Origin of the sequence: Pseudofrankia coriaricola (genome assembly GCF_032027725.1) — a bacterium.
Classification (GTDB): Bacteria; Actinomycetota; Actinomycetes; order Frankiales; family Frankiaceae; genus Pseudofrankia.
On record NZ_JASNFO010000006.1, the window covers coordinates 58,505 to 72,238 of the forward strand.

8 protein-coding genes are annotated in these 13,734 nt (G+C 70.8%); 7 read left to right on the top strand and 1 reads right to left on the bottom strand.

Annotated features, from left to right (window positions below):
- Window positions 1-22: 22 nt before the first annotated feature.
- From QOZ89_RS06095 to QOZ89_RS06125, 7 genes are all read left to right on the top strand, one after another.
- A complete protein-coding gene (locus QOZ89_RS06095; RefSeq protein WP_312623221.1) occupies window positions 23-1,345 on the top strand; it encodes an ABC transporter substrate-binding protein in 1,323 nt (440 codons plus the stop codon).
- 102 nt (window positions 1,346-1,447) lie between these two features.
- Window positions 1,448-2,566 carry a Gfo/Idh/MocA family protein gene (locus QOZ89_RS06100; RefSeq protein ID WP_312623223.1) on the top strand — a complete coding sequence of 373 codons (1,119 nt, stop codon included), beginning with the start codon at window positions 1,448-1,450 and terminating at the stop codon, window positions 2,564-2,566.
- Complete coding sequence (locus QOZ89_RS06105; protein WP_312623225.1) at window positions 2,563-4,950, top strand: glycoside hydrolase family 3 N-terminal domain-containing protein; 2,388 nt, start codon at window positions 2,563-2,565, stop codon at window positions 4,948-4,950. Before QOZ89_RS06100 ends, QOZ89_RS06105 begins: the two co-directional genes overlap by 4 nt.
- A gap of 89 nt (window positions 4,951-5,039) precedes the next feature.
- Window positions 5,040-7,544 carry a glycoside hydrolase family 78 protein gene (locus QOZ89_RS06110; RefSeq protein WP_312623227.1) on the top strand — a complete coding sequence of 835 codons (2,505 nt, stop codon included), beginning with the start codon at window positions 5,040-5,042 and terminating at the stop codon, window positions 7,542-7,544.
- Window positions 7,545-7,562: 18 nt separating this feature from the next.
- Window positions 7,563-8,516, top strand: coding sequence for an alpha/beta hydrolase (locus QOZ89_RS06115; RefSeq protein ID WP_071053705.1), 954 nt, complete (start codon window positions 7,563-7,565; stop codon window positions 8,514-8,516).
- A gap of 49 nt (window positions 8,517-8,565) precedes the next feature.
- A complete protein-coding gene (locus QOZ89_RS06120; protein WP_071053704.1) occupies window positions 8,566-9,807 on the top strand; it encodes a glycoside hydrolase family 1 protein in 1,242 nt (413 codons plus the stop codon).
- 946 nt (window positions 9,808-10,753) lie between these two features.
- The gene (locus QOZ89_RS06125; RefSeq protein WP_312623229.1) at window positions 10,754-11,971 is read left to right on the top strand and encodes an ABC transporter substrate-binding protein; all 1,218 of its coding nucleotides are present in this window, start codon (window positions 10,754-10,756) and stop codon (window positions 11,969-11,971) included.
- Between the two features lie 276 nt (window positions 11,972-12,247).
- Here QOZ89_RS06125 and QOZ89_RS06130 read toward each other — a convergent pair whose 3' ends face one another.
- The gene (locus tag QOZ89_RS06130; protein WP_312623230.1) at window positions 12,248-13,618 is read right to left on the bottom strand and encodes a sensor histidine kinase; all 1,371 of its coding nucleotides are present in this window, start codon (window positions 13,616-13,618) and stop codon (window positions 12,248-12,250) included.
- Between the last annotated feature and the right edge of the window lie 116 nt (window positions 13,619-13,734).

Here is a 13,734-nt window from a genome sequence, read left to right on the forward strand (position 1 = left end):
TCACGTACTGGAGATCTGTCAGATGACCTCACATCGCCGCGCTCATAGATACAGCGCGTTACTGCTCGCGGGGGCTGTCGCGCTCGCCGTGACCGCGTGCAGCGTCAAGTCGAATGACGACAAGGGAACGCCGTCGGCGGGTGCGACCACCGCGGAGGCGTTTCCGGTTCCGCCGGCGCCGGCGACGGCGCGGGGGGTCACGGCCGACAGCATCAAGATTGGTTTTGTCTATCCGGACCTGGAGAAGGTCAAGCAGTTCGTCGACGTCGATCACGGCGACTACCAGGCGGTGTTCAACGCCCTGGTCGACAAGGTCAACAAGGATGGCGGCATCAACGGCCGCAGGATTGTTCCGGTGTTCGGTGCGGTCGATGTCATCTCGCCCACGGGTGCGCAGGAGACCTGCGTGAAGCTGACCGAGGACGAGAAGGTCTTCGCGGTGATCGGCAGCCTCAACGCCAACGATGTGACGTGCTATGTGCAGACGCACAAGACGCTGGTCGTCGGTGGCGACCTCACCGCCGAGCGTTATGCCAAGGCCCAGGCGCCGTGGTTCTCGGACCTGCGTGGTGGCGATGAGCTGGGCCAGGGCCTGCAGCTCTACATCGACAAGGGCGACCTGACCGGCAAGAAGCTCGCCGTGGTCGCCTACCGCGACGACCAGCCGACCCTCGACAAGGTCGTCCTGCCCGCGCTGAAGGCGAAGAACATCCCGATCACCGAGACCGGTGTCCTCGACGCCGACATCACCGACGCGGCCGCGGTGTCCTCGCAGTTCAACGTCTTCATCCAGAAGTTCCAGTCCGCGGGCGTCGACACGGTGCTGCTCGTCGGCGGCTCCCAGACCAACTTCCCCGCCGAGCTCCAGAAGACCAGCTACCGCCCCCGCCTCCTGTTCGCGAGCAACAGCACCGCCTCGGCCTATGTCTTCGGCGCCAAGAGCGGCGACCTCAGCGTGCTCGACAAGGCGCTCGCGCTCGGGCAGGCCACCAACTACACGGACCCGGCGGTCAACACCTGCCTGCCCACGATCGAGGCCGCGATGCCCGAGCTCAAGGGTAAGATCATCGACCCGGCGCTCGCACCCCCCAAGCAGCCCTCATGGGGCACGTCCGAGGCGGCCGCCTGCCGCTATCTGACCCTGTTCCAGGCCATCGCCCAGAAGGCGGGCAAGGACCTGACCTACAAGTCCTTCCAGGACGCCGGCTTCTCCCTGGGCACGTTCCACATCCCGGTGGCCGTCGACACCGCGACCTACAGCCGCCAGACACCGAACGGCGACATCCCACCCCGCATCTTCGCGTGGGACCCGGCGAAGAAGGGCTTCTTCGTCACGACCGGCTGACCTAGCCGCTCACACCGAGGCGGCCCGGCCATTCCGACGGGCCGGGCCGCCTCGGACCCTCAGCCAACGCCGCGCCGTCGGCTCAGCACCAAGGGATGTCTCATGTCGTTCCGGTGGGGAATCGCGGGTACCGGTGCCATCGCGCGCGGGTTCGCCGACGCGCTCGGCCGGCTGCCCGACGCCGAGCTCGTCGCCGTCGGCTCCCGCCGCCAGCAGACGGCCGACGACTTCGGCGAGCGGTTCGACGTGCCCCGCGCTCGCCGCTACGGCTCCTATGAGCAGCTGGCCGCCGATGACGGTGTCGACATCGTCTACGTGGCGACCCCGGCCTCGCACCACCATCACCACACGCTCCTTTTCCTGCGTGCCGGGCGGGCGGTGCTGTGCGAGAAGCCGTTCGCCCTCGACGCCGCGCAGGCGGCCGAGATGGTGGCGACGGCCCGTGCGGAGGGCCGGTTCCTGATGGAGGCGATGTGGAGCCGTTTCCTGCCCGCCTACGTCAGAATCCGGGAGCTGGTCGCGGCGGGCGCAATCGGCACCGTGCTGGCGGTCGACGGCGACTTCGGCTACCGGCTGCCGGCGGCGCCGGGTGATCGGATGTTCGACCCCGCGCAGGGCGGCGGCGCGCTGCTCGACCTCGGCGTCTACCCGGTCTCGCTGGCCAGCATGCTGCTGGGCGAGCCGGACCAGGTGAGGGCGTTCGGCCAGCTCGGCGAGACCGGCGTCGACGAGCACGTCGCCATCCTGATGGGCTACCGGACCGGCGCCGTAGCCCTCGCTAAGGCGTCCCTGCGCGCTGGTCTGAGCTGTACCGGCCGGATTTCCGGCACCACCGGCAGCATCGAGCTGCCCGCCTTCATGCACTGCCCAGACGAGATCCTCGTCCGCGGCCCGGCCGGTACCGAACGCCTGCAGCTGCCGGCCGCCCTCGACACCACCGACACGGGCACGGCGGACGGGGGCGCGGGCGATCCGCCGAACCGGGCCGGCGGCGGACTGCACCACCAGGCCCGGCACGTCCACGAGCGGCTTCGGGCGGGGCACCTGGACAGCGACGTCATGCCGCTGGCCGAGTCCGTGTCGGTGATGCGGACGCTCGACGCGGTGCGCCACCAGATCGGCCTGCGCTACCCGGGCGTCGACCTCGCACCCGCGCGACCGGCCGGCGAGGCCCCGGCCGCGGCGGGCGACCTTCAAGAGGAACAGGGAACGCGGCGATGACCACCACCACGTTGACGCCAGACAAGATTCCGGACCTCGTTTCCCAACTCACGGTGGAGCAGAAGGTCGCCCAGCTCACCGGGTTCGCCGTCACCGACCTCATCGCGCGACGGCCTGAGCCGGGCGCGGCGAGCCCCGAGCTCGACGTCAGCCGGCTGCCGGCGCTGCGGCCACACGGCGTCGGGCAGATCTCCCTGGCCTGGTTCCTCGGCCACGACCTGGAAAGCCTGCGGTCCGACCTCGAACGCGTTCAGACCGCCATCCGGGAGATCGCGCCGTTCGGCATCGGCGCGCTCGTGCACTTCGAGGGCATCAACGGCTTCCTGCACGCGTCCGGCTCGCAGTTTCCGACCTCGTGGGCGCAGGCGGCCACCTGGGAGCCGTCGCTCGTCACTCGAGCGGCCGCCGTGACCGCCGCTCACATGCGCGCGACCGGGGGCCACCTGCTGTTCTCTCCGGTCATGGACCTCGCCCGCGACCCTCGGTGGGGCCGGGTCCACGAGACCTACGGAGAGGACCCGGAACTCGTCGCGCGGTTCTCGATCGCGTTTGTCCGCGGTATCCAGGGCGCAGACGGCGAGTCGGGCGTGCTTGCCACAGGAAAGCACTTCGTGGGCTATGGCGCCTCCGAAGGAGGGCTCAACCAGGCCGTCACCCAGCTGGGGCGCCGCGCGCTCGTGGACGAGTACGCCGAACCGTTCCGCCGCGCGATCGCCGAAGCCGACCTCGCGATCATCATGAACTCCTACAACGAGATCGACGGCGTCCCGTGCGTCGCGGACCGGTGGCTGCTCACCGAGCTGCTGCGCGACCAGCTCGGCTTCATCGGCCTCGTCGTCAGCGACTACGACTCCGTGACCCTGCAGACCCGGTTCTTCCACACCGCGGACTCGCCGGCCCAGGCAGCCGTCCAGGCGGTCAGTGCCGGCCTCGACGTCGAGCTTCCCGGCGACACGAACTACTCCCACCTGGTGGAGGAGGTCAGGAGCGGCCGCCTCGACGAACAGGTCATCGACACCGCCGTCACCCGCGTCCTGGCCGCCAAGGCCCGCGCCGGACTCATTCCCGGGATGACGACCCCAGGTTTCGCCGCCGCCGCCGCGCCCGTGGCGCCGGATCGCGGCGAGGCGGCGACGGTACGCCGTGCCGTCGCTGAGCGCGGGATGGTCCTGCTCGACAACGACGGGACGCTACCGCTCCCGTTCCGGGGCGGCCGGGTCGTCGTGGTCGGTCCCGCGGCCGACGAGCTGCGCGTCCACTTCGGCGCCTATACGTCGGTTTCCCAGGCCGAGATGCCGCTGGGAATGCGTGCGGTGATGACCGGTCAGATCCCCGGTGTCGATCCGGCGACGTTCGTGTTCACGGACATCTTCCAGACCCGGATGCCGGGCATGGAGGAGACCTTCGAGGCTGAGGCGCGGCGGACTCATCCGGACGCGCCCACGGTGCTCGACGCGCTCAGGCGGATCGACCCTTCCATCGAACACGTCCCGCTTGGCGGTTTCGAGGCGGACCCCGAGCACCCGCTGGACGGATCCATCGTCGAGGAGGCGGTGAGTGCCGCCGACGTCGTCGTCGCCGTGGTCGGCGAGCGGACCGGCTGGGTCGGCAACAACACCGCCGGCGAGGGCCAGTCGACCGCCGAGCCCGCCCTGCCGGGCGACCAGGAGGCCCTCGTCGCCCTGCTGGCCGCCACCGGGAAGCCGCTGGTGACCGTCGTCGTCTCCGGGCGGCCGCTGCTGCTCGACGCCGTCGCGCGGGCGTCGAACGCGGTGCTGCTCGCACCGTTGCTCGGCGAGGAGGCCGGCCACGCGATCGCGGACGCGGTCTTCGGCGTGGTCAACCCGAGCGGCAAGCTGCCGAGCACGCTCCCGCGCCACCTGGGTCAGCTGCCGATCTACCACGGCCACCACTACGGCAGCGGCTACGACCACCCCACCGGGACCCGGCACGGCTACAACGACCTGGCCGATCCCAGCCCGCTCTACGCCTTCGGCCACGGCCTGTCCTACAGCACCTTCGACGTCACGCTCGACGACTCCACCGGGCCGGCCATCGAGGAGGCCAACGGGATCATCCGCGCGCGGCTCGTCGTGACGAACACCAGCACTGTCGACGGTGAGACGGTCGTGCAGCTCTACGCCCGCGACGAGGCGGCCACCGTCGTCCGCCCGGTCCGCCAGCTGATCGGTTTCGCCCGCCTGGCGCTGCCCGCGGGCGAAGCCACGACGGTCACCCTCGAAACCCCGGTCGAACGGCTCTTCTACACCCAGGCCGACGGCACCCGGGGCATCGAGGCCGGCGAGGTCACCGTGCTGGCCGGGTTCAGCAGCGACGACATCCGCTGCGCCAGCACGATCACCCTCCCCGCGTCCGTCGCCTGACCGTCGCCGGCCGTTCGCCGCACATCCAACAAGGCCGCGGAAGCGGACCGATCACCTTGTTCGCCGCCCTGCCCAAGGATCGAGGTCCCGTGTCCCGTTCAGGAAATGGCAGCTTCATTGCCGCGCCGGCTCGTCCCGCCGGGCAGGCGCCGGCGCCATACCTGCGGCGGGAGTTCACGGTCGGCGCGGGACTGCGGTCGGCCACGCTGCACGTCACGGCGTTGGGGCTGATCGAGGCTCATCTGAACGGAGTCCGGGTAGGCGACGAGGTGCTCGCGCCGGGTTGGACGTCCTACCAGCACCGGCTGGTCGTGAGCAGCCATGACGTCACCAGCCTGCTGGCCGAGGGCGCGAACGTGCTCGGCGCGATCCTGGGTGAGGGCTGGGCGGTGGGCCGGCTGACCTGGGAGGAAGGCCGACGGGGTTTGTGGGCCGATCGCCCGGCCGGGTTCCTGCAGCTCGACCTCGACTACGGCGACCATGTCGAGGCAGTCGGCAGCGGTGCCGACTGGCGGGCCGGTACCGGCGCGATCCTGGCCGACGGCATCTACGACGGCGAGACCTACGACGCCCGGCGCCACCCGGACGGCTGGAGTGAATCAGGCTTCGACGACTCCGCGTGGTCGCCGGTCGACCTCGTTCAGCACGACCTCGACACCCTGATCGCCCCGGAGGCCCCGCCGATCCGTCGGATCGAGGAGCTGGCGCCGGTCGAGATCCTCATGACCCCGGCGGGGCGGACCGTCGTCGACTTCGGCCAGAACCTCGCTGGCTGGGTCCGGCTCACCGTCCGCGGCGACGCCGGTACCACGATCACCCTGCGGCACGCGGAGACGTTGATCGACGGCGAGATCGACTTCCGCACCAACCGCACCGCGCTGGCGACCGACCGGTACACGTTGCGCGGCGACGCCGGCGGGGAGACGTGGGAGCCGCGGTTCACCTTCCACGGTTTCCGCTACGTCGAGGTCGACGGCTGGCTCGGCGCGCTCGACGCCGACGCACTGCGGGCGGTGGTCGTGCACAGCGACCTGGCCAGGACCGGCTGGTTCGAGACCTCGAACGAGCTGGTGAACCAGCTGCACCGGAACGTCGTCTGGTCCATGCGGGGCAACTTCGTCGGAGTGCCGACGGACTGCCCGCAGCGCGACGAGCGCCTCGGCTGGACCGGCGACCTCAACGCCTTCGGCTCCACCGCCGTCTTCCTCTACGACGTCAGTGGCCTGCTGGGCTCGTGGCTTGCCGATCTCGCGGCCGAGCAGCGGGAGAAGGGCTTCGTCCCGATCGTCGTCCCGGACGCGCTGTCCATGCCGATAAGGACGCCCACCGCGCTGTGGGGCGACGCCGCGGTCAGCCTGCCCTGGGCGCTCTACCAGGAGTACGGCGACCCGGAGATCCTCGCCCGCCAGTACGCATCCATGACCGCGTTCATCGACAGCGTCGAGAGCATGCTCGACGAGCGCGGCCTGTGGAACTCCGGCATCCAGCTCGGCGACTGGCTCGACCCGGACGCACCGCCCACCAACCCGGCCGGCGGCAAAACCGACGCCTACCTCGTTGCCTGCGCCTACCTGTGCAAGACCACCAGTGAGCTCGCTCAGACTGCCGACGTCCTGGGCCGCACGGAGGACGCCGCCCGGTACTCGACGCTGCACCAGCGTGTCCGCGTGGCGTTCCGCGACGAATGGGTCACCCCCGCCGGCCTGGTCGCGAACGACACCGTCACCGCCTACACCCTGGCCATCTGCTTCGACATCCTGCGACCCGCCCAGCTCGAGCGGGCCGGACGCCGCCTCGCCGAGCTCGTCGCCAAGGCCGAGCACCGGATCAGCACCGGATTCGCCGGCACGCCGCTGATCGCCCACGCCCTGAGCCGCACCGGCCACCTCGACACCGCTTACAAGCTGCTACTCCAGACCGAGTGCCCCTCATTCCTCTACCCGGTCACCCAGGGCGCGACGACGATCTGGGAACGGTGGGACGCGATCACGCCGGACGGCACGCTGCACGACACCGGCATGACCTCGCTGAACCACTACGCCCTCGGCGCCATCGCGGACTGGCTGCACCGCGTCGTCGGCGGCCTGCAACCCGCCGAGCCCGGCTACCGCCGGATCCGGATCGCGCCACAACCAGGCGGCGGGCTCACGCACGCGACCGTCACCCACGAGACCCCCCACGGACGGGTGCGCGTCGCCTGGCGGCACGATCCCGCCGGCCGCATGACCGTGGACGTCACCGTCCCCACCGGCACCACCGCCGACGTGGTCCTCCCGCGCCATCCGGACGAGCTGACCGTCCACGTCGACGCGGGCGCGCACCACTGGGAGTACGACCTCCCGACGCCTGTCCGGCCTGCCTACACCCTCGACACCCCGATGAAGGTCCTCTTCCACGACTCGGAGACCTGGACCGCGCTGCACTCCGTGCTCCGCCAGCACCTGCCGCAGTTCGGCGACGCCGACACCGGCACGGAACCATCACTGCCGGACCTGCGCACCCTCCTCGGCTACTTCCCCGAACAGGCGCCGGCCATGGAACGCGACCTGTCCGCCGTCCTCGCGACCCTCACATCCACACCCGTCGGCTCGTGACACATCGCTGGAGGCCCCGTGACCACTGAGACCGGCGGCGAGCGACGCCGAGCGTCCTTCGCCGACTTCGTCCGATTTCTGGAGACGGCCGACCCCGAGCTGATCGCCACGCGGATGCCCCAGGGCCCGGACACCGCCGCCCTCACGGCCCACTATCCCGAACTGGCCCGGGTCGAAGTACGGGACGTGAACGTCGACGGTGCCGGAGGGATGCCGGCCCGGCTCTACCGCGAGCCGGGCCGGGCGACGGGCTCCGCGCTGGTCTGGGCGCATGGCGGCGGCTTCGTCACCGGGGACCTGGACATGCCGGAGGCGAACTGGGTCGGCCTGACCCTCGCGTCGCGGGGCATCCCGGTGCTGTCGGTCGAGTATCGCAAGTGCCTTCGCGGCGTTCACTTCCCGGCGCCGTCCGATGACCTCCTCGACGCCTGGCTGTGGGCGGTCAAGAACGCCGGCGAACTCCAGGCGGAACCTGCGGGGATACACCTGGGCGGGGCCAGCGCGGGCGGAAACCTGGCCGCGGGGGTGACCAAGCGCCTCCGCGACGGCGGCGGACCGTTGCCGGCCTCCCTCCTGCTTCTCTACAGCGTTCTGCACCCGCGGCTGCCGGAGCCGAGCGCGGACCTGCGTGCCAAGACCGAAGCACTGACCGGCGAATTCCTCACCGCCGACATGGCCCCTGAGATCAGCCTGAACTTCACCGGCACCGAGGCGGCCCTGGCGGACCCCTACGCGTTCCCCGCCAACGGCGACGGCGCCGGACAACCGCCGGTGTACGTGCTCAACTCCGATGCGGACGCCCTGCGCGCCTCGGGCGAGGCGTACGCCGCGCAGCTCGCGACGGCAAGCGTCCCGGTCCGCGTCGAGTTCGAACCGGGCTCCCGCCACGGACATCTCAACCAGCCGTTCACGGCGGCCGGCGAACGCAGCCTGGACCGGATGACGGCCTGGCTCACCGCCGCGCAGGCCTGATGCGCAGTCCGATGCCAACTTCCGCGCGACATCAGGAGGTCCACCGATCATGAGCCAGTTCCCCGACGGCTTCCTCTGGGGTGCCGCGACCGCCGCCCACCAGGTCGAGGGCGGCAACGTCAACGCCGACCTGTGGGCCAGTGAATGGGCGCCCGGATCGCGGTTCGCCGAACCGTCCGGCGACGCGTGCGACCACTACCACCGCTACCCCGAGGACATCGGCCTGCTCGCCGGACTCGGGCTGAACGCCTACCGGTTCGGGATCGAATGGGCGCGGATCGAACCGGAGGAGGGATTCTTCTCCCGGGCCGCGCTCGACCACTACCGGCGCATGGTCGGCACCTGCCTCGAACACGGCGTCACCCCCGTCGTCACCTACAACCACTTCACGACTCCCCGCTGGTTCGCCGCTGCCGGTGGGTGGAACGGCACCGCCGCCATCGACCGATTCGCCCGCTACGCGGCCCGGGTCACCGAGCACATCGGCGACCTGACGCCCTGGGTGTGCACCTTCAACGAGCCGAACGTGATCTCGTTGATGGTCCACCTCGGCCTGGCCCCCGCCGCCGCCCGCGAGGACGGCCTCGGTCTCCTGGATGCCGCCGACGACCAGCCAGCCCAGCCGGGTCAGTCGGGTGGCCAGTCGGGATCGGGCGGGAGCTGGCCGGTCCCCTCCGTCGAGGTGATGGCGGCGGCCCACCGCAAGGCCGTCGAGGCGATCAAGTCCGGGCCCGGCGACCCCGCGGTCGGCTGGACCCTGGCCCTCATCGACCTGCAGCCCGCCGACGGCGGCGAGCAGCGCTGGGCCGCCACCCGCCAGGCGGCCGAGCTCGACTGGCTCGACGTCTCCCGCGACGACGACTTCGTCGGCGTCCAGACCTACACCCGGGAACGCATCGGACCGGACGGCCTCCTGCCGGTGCCGGACGGAACCGCGACCACGCAGACCGGCTGGGAGATCTACCCCCAGGCCCTCGGGCACACGGTCCGGCTCGCGGCCGAGCACGCCCGGGTGCCGATTCTGGTCACCGAGAACGGCATGGCCACCGCCGACGACGACGCCCGCACCGCCTACACCGCCGCCGCCCTCGAGGGACTGGCCGGCTGCGTCGCCGACGGCGTCGACGTCCGCGGCTACCTCCACTGGTCGCTACTCGACAACTTCGAGTGGACGTCCGGTTTCGCGATGACGTTCGGGCTGATCGCCGTCGACCGAACCACCTTCGCCCGCACCGTCAAGCCTTCCGCCCGCTGGCTCGGCGAGGTCGCCCGCGCGAACCGCCTTCCCTGATCGAAGGCGAGAAACCGACCTGGTCACCGCACACAAAACGCTACGCAGTATGCTTGCGCGCGCTAGCTTTGGGCGATAACCTCCGCCGTGGAGGCAAGCGCGGATAATTTTTAGGACACCCCTCTCGCGACGGTTATGTGCCTGCTCGCGGACTTCCTGGTCCGGCAATCGGGTTGAACCCACTTTCCTGGCGAGACTGTCGATTCTGTGGTCGATCAGAAGCGCTTGGTTATTCTGTCGACCCGCTCGTCACAGCCAGTTGCATCGCGAAGGCCGAAGCTCGCCAGACCGTGCCTGGCCGCGTAGTGCACGACTGCGGAAGTGGTCGGGCTTCCCGTCGTGGCAGCCGCCGTCCGCGCCCGGCGTGGCGGAATAGGCCCCGGCCACGCCGGGCGCGGCGGCCCAACTGGAACACGGTCCGCGGTCGGTTCGCCGCCGCGACCTGCCGCTCTGAGGGCGTCAGGTCGTTCAGGGCGCCGCCACGCGTCGAGGCGTCCGAAGCGATCGGGTAGCCGCGCACGAGCGTGATCGCGTGGGCGTGGCACTGTCGTGGAGGCCTGACTTGCGCGCCCTAGTTTCGTGTGGATAGCATCCTGACCAACGCTAGCGCGTACTAGCAATCTGTGATCGTGCGGGTTCACGCAGGCGTTGCCATGTCATGGTCAGCACCCGGTGACCGCCTCCAAACCGGGCGGCTACTTCCGGCCGGGAGGGCGTCGCCAATGAAGGCGGGGGAGAGCACAGTGCCTCTGGTTGAGGGGCCCACAGAGCGCGATCGGCCGCGGCATCCCCGTTTGGCGGTCCGTCGGCCGCTGGCGGATGTTCTTCCGTTACTGAGCTTTGGAGCTGCCCCCGCGGGCGGAAGCAGCCGTTGAGCCCTGTGGCATCTTCCGGGACTGGCGTACGCACCATATTCGTCCCCTACCGGAATACATGAGGGATTCGCATGCGCTTACCTAAGCCTCGGGCGCCTCTGGGGGTGGCGAGCGCGGTCCTCGTTGTCGTCGCCGTGACCGGCTGCTCCTCGGCGAGCACGGGGAGCGGAGCGGCCGGGGCCTGCGACTCGCCCGGGGTCACCCAAGGCCAAGTGACGCTCGGGTTCGTCTATCCCGACACGGGGGCGTCCAGTTCGGCGCTGTCCTCGGCGCGAGCCGGCCTTGCCGCCAGGATCGGCCTCGCGAACGAGGAAGGCGGTGTCCATGGCCGCCGGATCGCCTACGAATGGCGAGACGACGCGGGCTCCGGATCGGTTGCCGCGACCGCGACCGAAGAACTCATCGACCATGAGAAGGTCTTCGGCCTCGTGACGGCCAGCGCCGCCCTCGGCGATTCGATGGACCGCCTGACCCAGCAGGGGGTGCCGGTCACCGGGGTCGCCGTCGAACCGTCCTGGGCCGGGCGGGAGAACATGTTCTCCTTCGTGTACTCGGCCTCACCCGTCGTCGTCGGCCGCTACATCCGAGCCGCTCGCGGCACCCGGGTCGCCATCATCACCGGGGACCAGTCGGAGGTGAGCTCCGGCCTCACAGGGGAGTACGCCCAGGGCCTGAAAGCCGCCGGGATCAGCACGGTCCAGGCGTTCCCCTACGTGGCCGGCATCGGCGACCCTGACCAGGTGGCCGGCAAGATCGCGGATTTCGGTGCCGACGCCCTGCTGGGAATCACCGCCCCGGACGACTTCGCCAAGATCGTGCAGGCGACTCGCATAGCGGGGGCCCACCTCGCAGTCAGCGTGGTGCTCACCGGCTACGACCGCGGGCTGCTGTCATCCATCGGTCCGGCGCTCGCCGGCGTGTCGATGCCGGTGTTCTTCCGCCCGTTCGAAGCCGGCGGCTTGGCGATTCAACGCTACAAGGACGCGATGAGCCGCTACGCCCCGGAGTCCACGAACACCGACCAGCAGTTCGCGATGTTCACCTACATCAACACCGACCTGTTCCTGCGTGGCCTCGACCTGGCGGGACCCTGCCCCACCCGTGACGACTTCATCAAGGCCCTGCGCGGCGTGCCCAACTACGATGCGGATGGCCTCATCGCGCCCGTCGACCTGCGCGACTATTCGGGCAAGCCATTGTCCTGCTACGCCTTCGTGCAGGTGAACCCCACCGGTACCGCGTTCGCGACGGCTCGAGAGCGTGTTTGTGCCGACGGCAGCACCTCATGACGCTGCCGTCCGGACAAAGATCGCAGCACATGCCGAGCACTGGCCAAAGACCGACCGACGCACGCTGACGCGGAAGCGCCAGCGTGCGTCGCCGGCCCGGCCGTGCCCTGGGTTCAGGGGAGAGGACAGCACGCACGGGATGGGCGACCAGGATGGTGATCTCGCGTTCGCGGGCGGTGAGCTCGTTCATGGCCGGGAGCGCGGCGTCGAGCAGGAGCTTGAAGGTGGCGCGCAGCGGCTCCTGGACGTCGGCGAGCACGATCCTGATCGGGGCTGTCACGGCATGGGCTCCTCGGTCTCGGGCGTGGCGGCGTTCCCGGCGGGGGCCGCCAGGTCCTCGGTAGGGTGATCCGGCCTGGTACGCAGCTTGGCGGTGACAAGGTAGCCGCCGTCGTCGGTCGGGCCGGCCTCCAGCGTCCCGCCCGCGGCGCGGGCGCGTTCGCGTAGGCCGATCAGTCCGTGCCCGGTTCCGACGTGGCGGGTGTGACCGGGCTGGAGCGAGCGGGCGTTGCGGATCTCGATTGTCAGGTGGCCGGGCGTCCAGTTCAGGGTGACGGTGACGGGCGCGCCGGGGGCGTGTTTGGTGGCGTTGGTGAGTGCCTCCTGGATGATCCGGTAGGCGGCCAGGTCGCTCTGGTGGCTCAGCGCGGCCGCCTGGCCGTGGATGTCGAGCGCGAGGTGAGCGCCCGCGTCGCGGAACCGGCCCAGCAGGCCGTCGAGCTCCGCCAGACCGGCGACGGGTGCAAGAGAGGGGGAGCCGACGGGCCGGTGGCCGGTGGCCGACAGGTCGCGGCCGCCCGGCCGCTCGTTCTCGGTGGGCTCGGCGTCGTCGGGGTCGCGGCGCAGCAGGACGAGGGCGGCCCGCAGGTCGTCGATGGCCGCGGAGGTGTGCTGGGTGATGCCGCGCAGGGCCTGGCGCGCGGTTCGGGGGTCGGTGTCGAGCAGGTAGTCGGCGATGCCGGCCTGTGCGTCGACGAGGGCCAGGTTGTGGGCGAGTGTGTCGTGCAGCTCCCGGGCGATGCGCAGCCGCTCGTCGAGTAAGGCCCGCCGGGACTGTTCGCTGGCCTCGCGGGCTCGCCGTGTCCGCGCGTCGTGCCGGGCGCGTACCCCGACACCAGCGCCGGTGGCGATGACGACTAGTTGGACCATGACGAGGTCGGTGCCCGCCAGGGAGAGCGGCTGGAAGAGCAGCGCGGCGGCCAGGAGCACGAATGCGGCGACGCCGCCGGCGATCCATCCGTCCCGTTGCCGGCGGCGGGCCGCGACGGTGTACACGGCGATCATCGTGGCGATCGGGACGGGCTGGTAGGCGCCGACGGTGCTTCCGGGCAGGCCGGCGTCGAGGTTGGGCATGACCGCGAGGTGGCATGCCTCGACGACCACGACGGCGGCGAGAACGGGCTCGGGCCAGTAGGTCCGTACCAGGAGCGGCAGCCAGGACACGACGGTGAGGAGCAGAAGCTCCGTGCCGGGGAACGTCGCGGTACCGGAGCGGACGACGACCACGGCTGTCATAGCGGCCAGCACGACGACGGTGACGACGACGTCCCACCGGGTGGGACGCCTGCTCTCGCTGAGCAGGCGTCGCCAGCCGGTGGTTCCGGCTGCGCCGTCGGTGTTTCCGGCGGCGGATCGGATGATCGTCACGGCTCCTCGGTCACCGCCGGTCCGCCACCGCCGAGGCGTGGGCGGGCCCCCCCGCCCCCCCCCCCCCCGCCCCCCCGGGCGGCCCGGCCCCCAGGGCGGACGGGGAGTGGAGCATG

Bases quoted from the DNA above. Each gene is read 5' to 3' on its own strand.
- QOZ89_RS06095 (WP_312623221.1), top strand. From the start codon at position 23: ATGACCTCACATCGCCGCGCTCATAGATACAGCGCGTTACTGCTCGCG.
- QOZ89_RS06100 (WP_312623223.1), top strand. From the start codon at position 1,448: ATGTCGTTCCGGTGGGGAATCGCGGGTACCGGTGCCATCGCGCGCGGG.
- QOZ89_RS06105 (WP_312623225.1), top strand. From the start codon at position 2,563: ATGACCACCACCACGTTGACGCCAGACAAGATTCCGGACCTCGTTTCC.
- QOZ89_RS06120 (WP_071053704.1), top strand. From the start codon at position 8,566: ATGAGCCAGTTCCCCGACGGCTTCCTCTGGGGTGCCGCGACCGCCGCC.
- QOZ89_RS06125 (WP_312623229.1), top strand. From the start codon at position 10,754: ATGCGCTTACCTAAGCCTCGGGCGCCTCTGGGGGTGGCGAGCGCGGTC.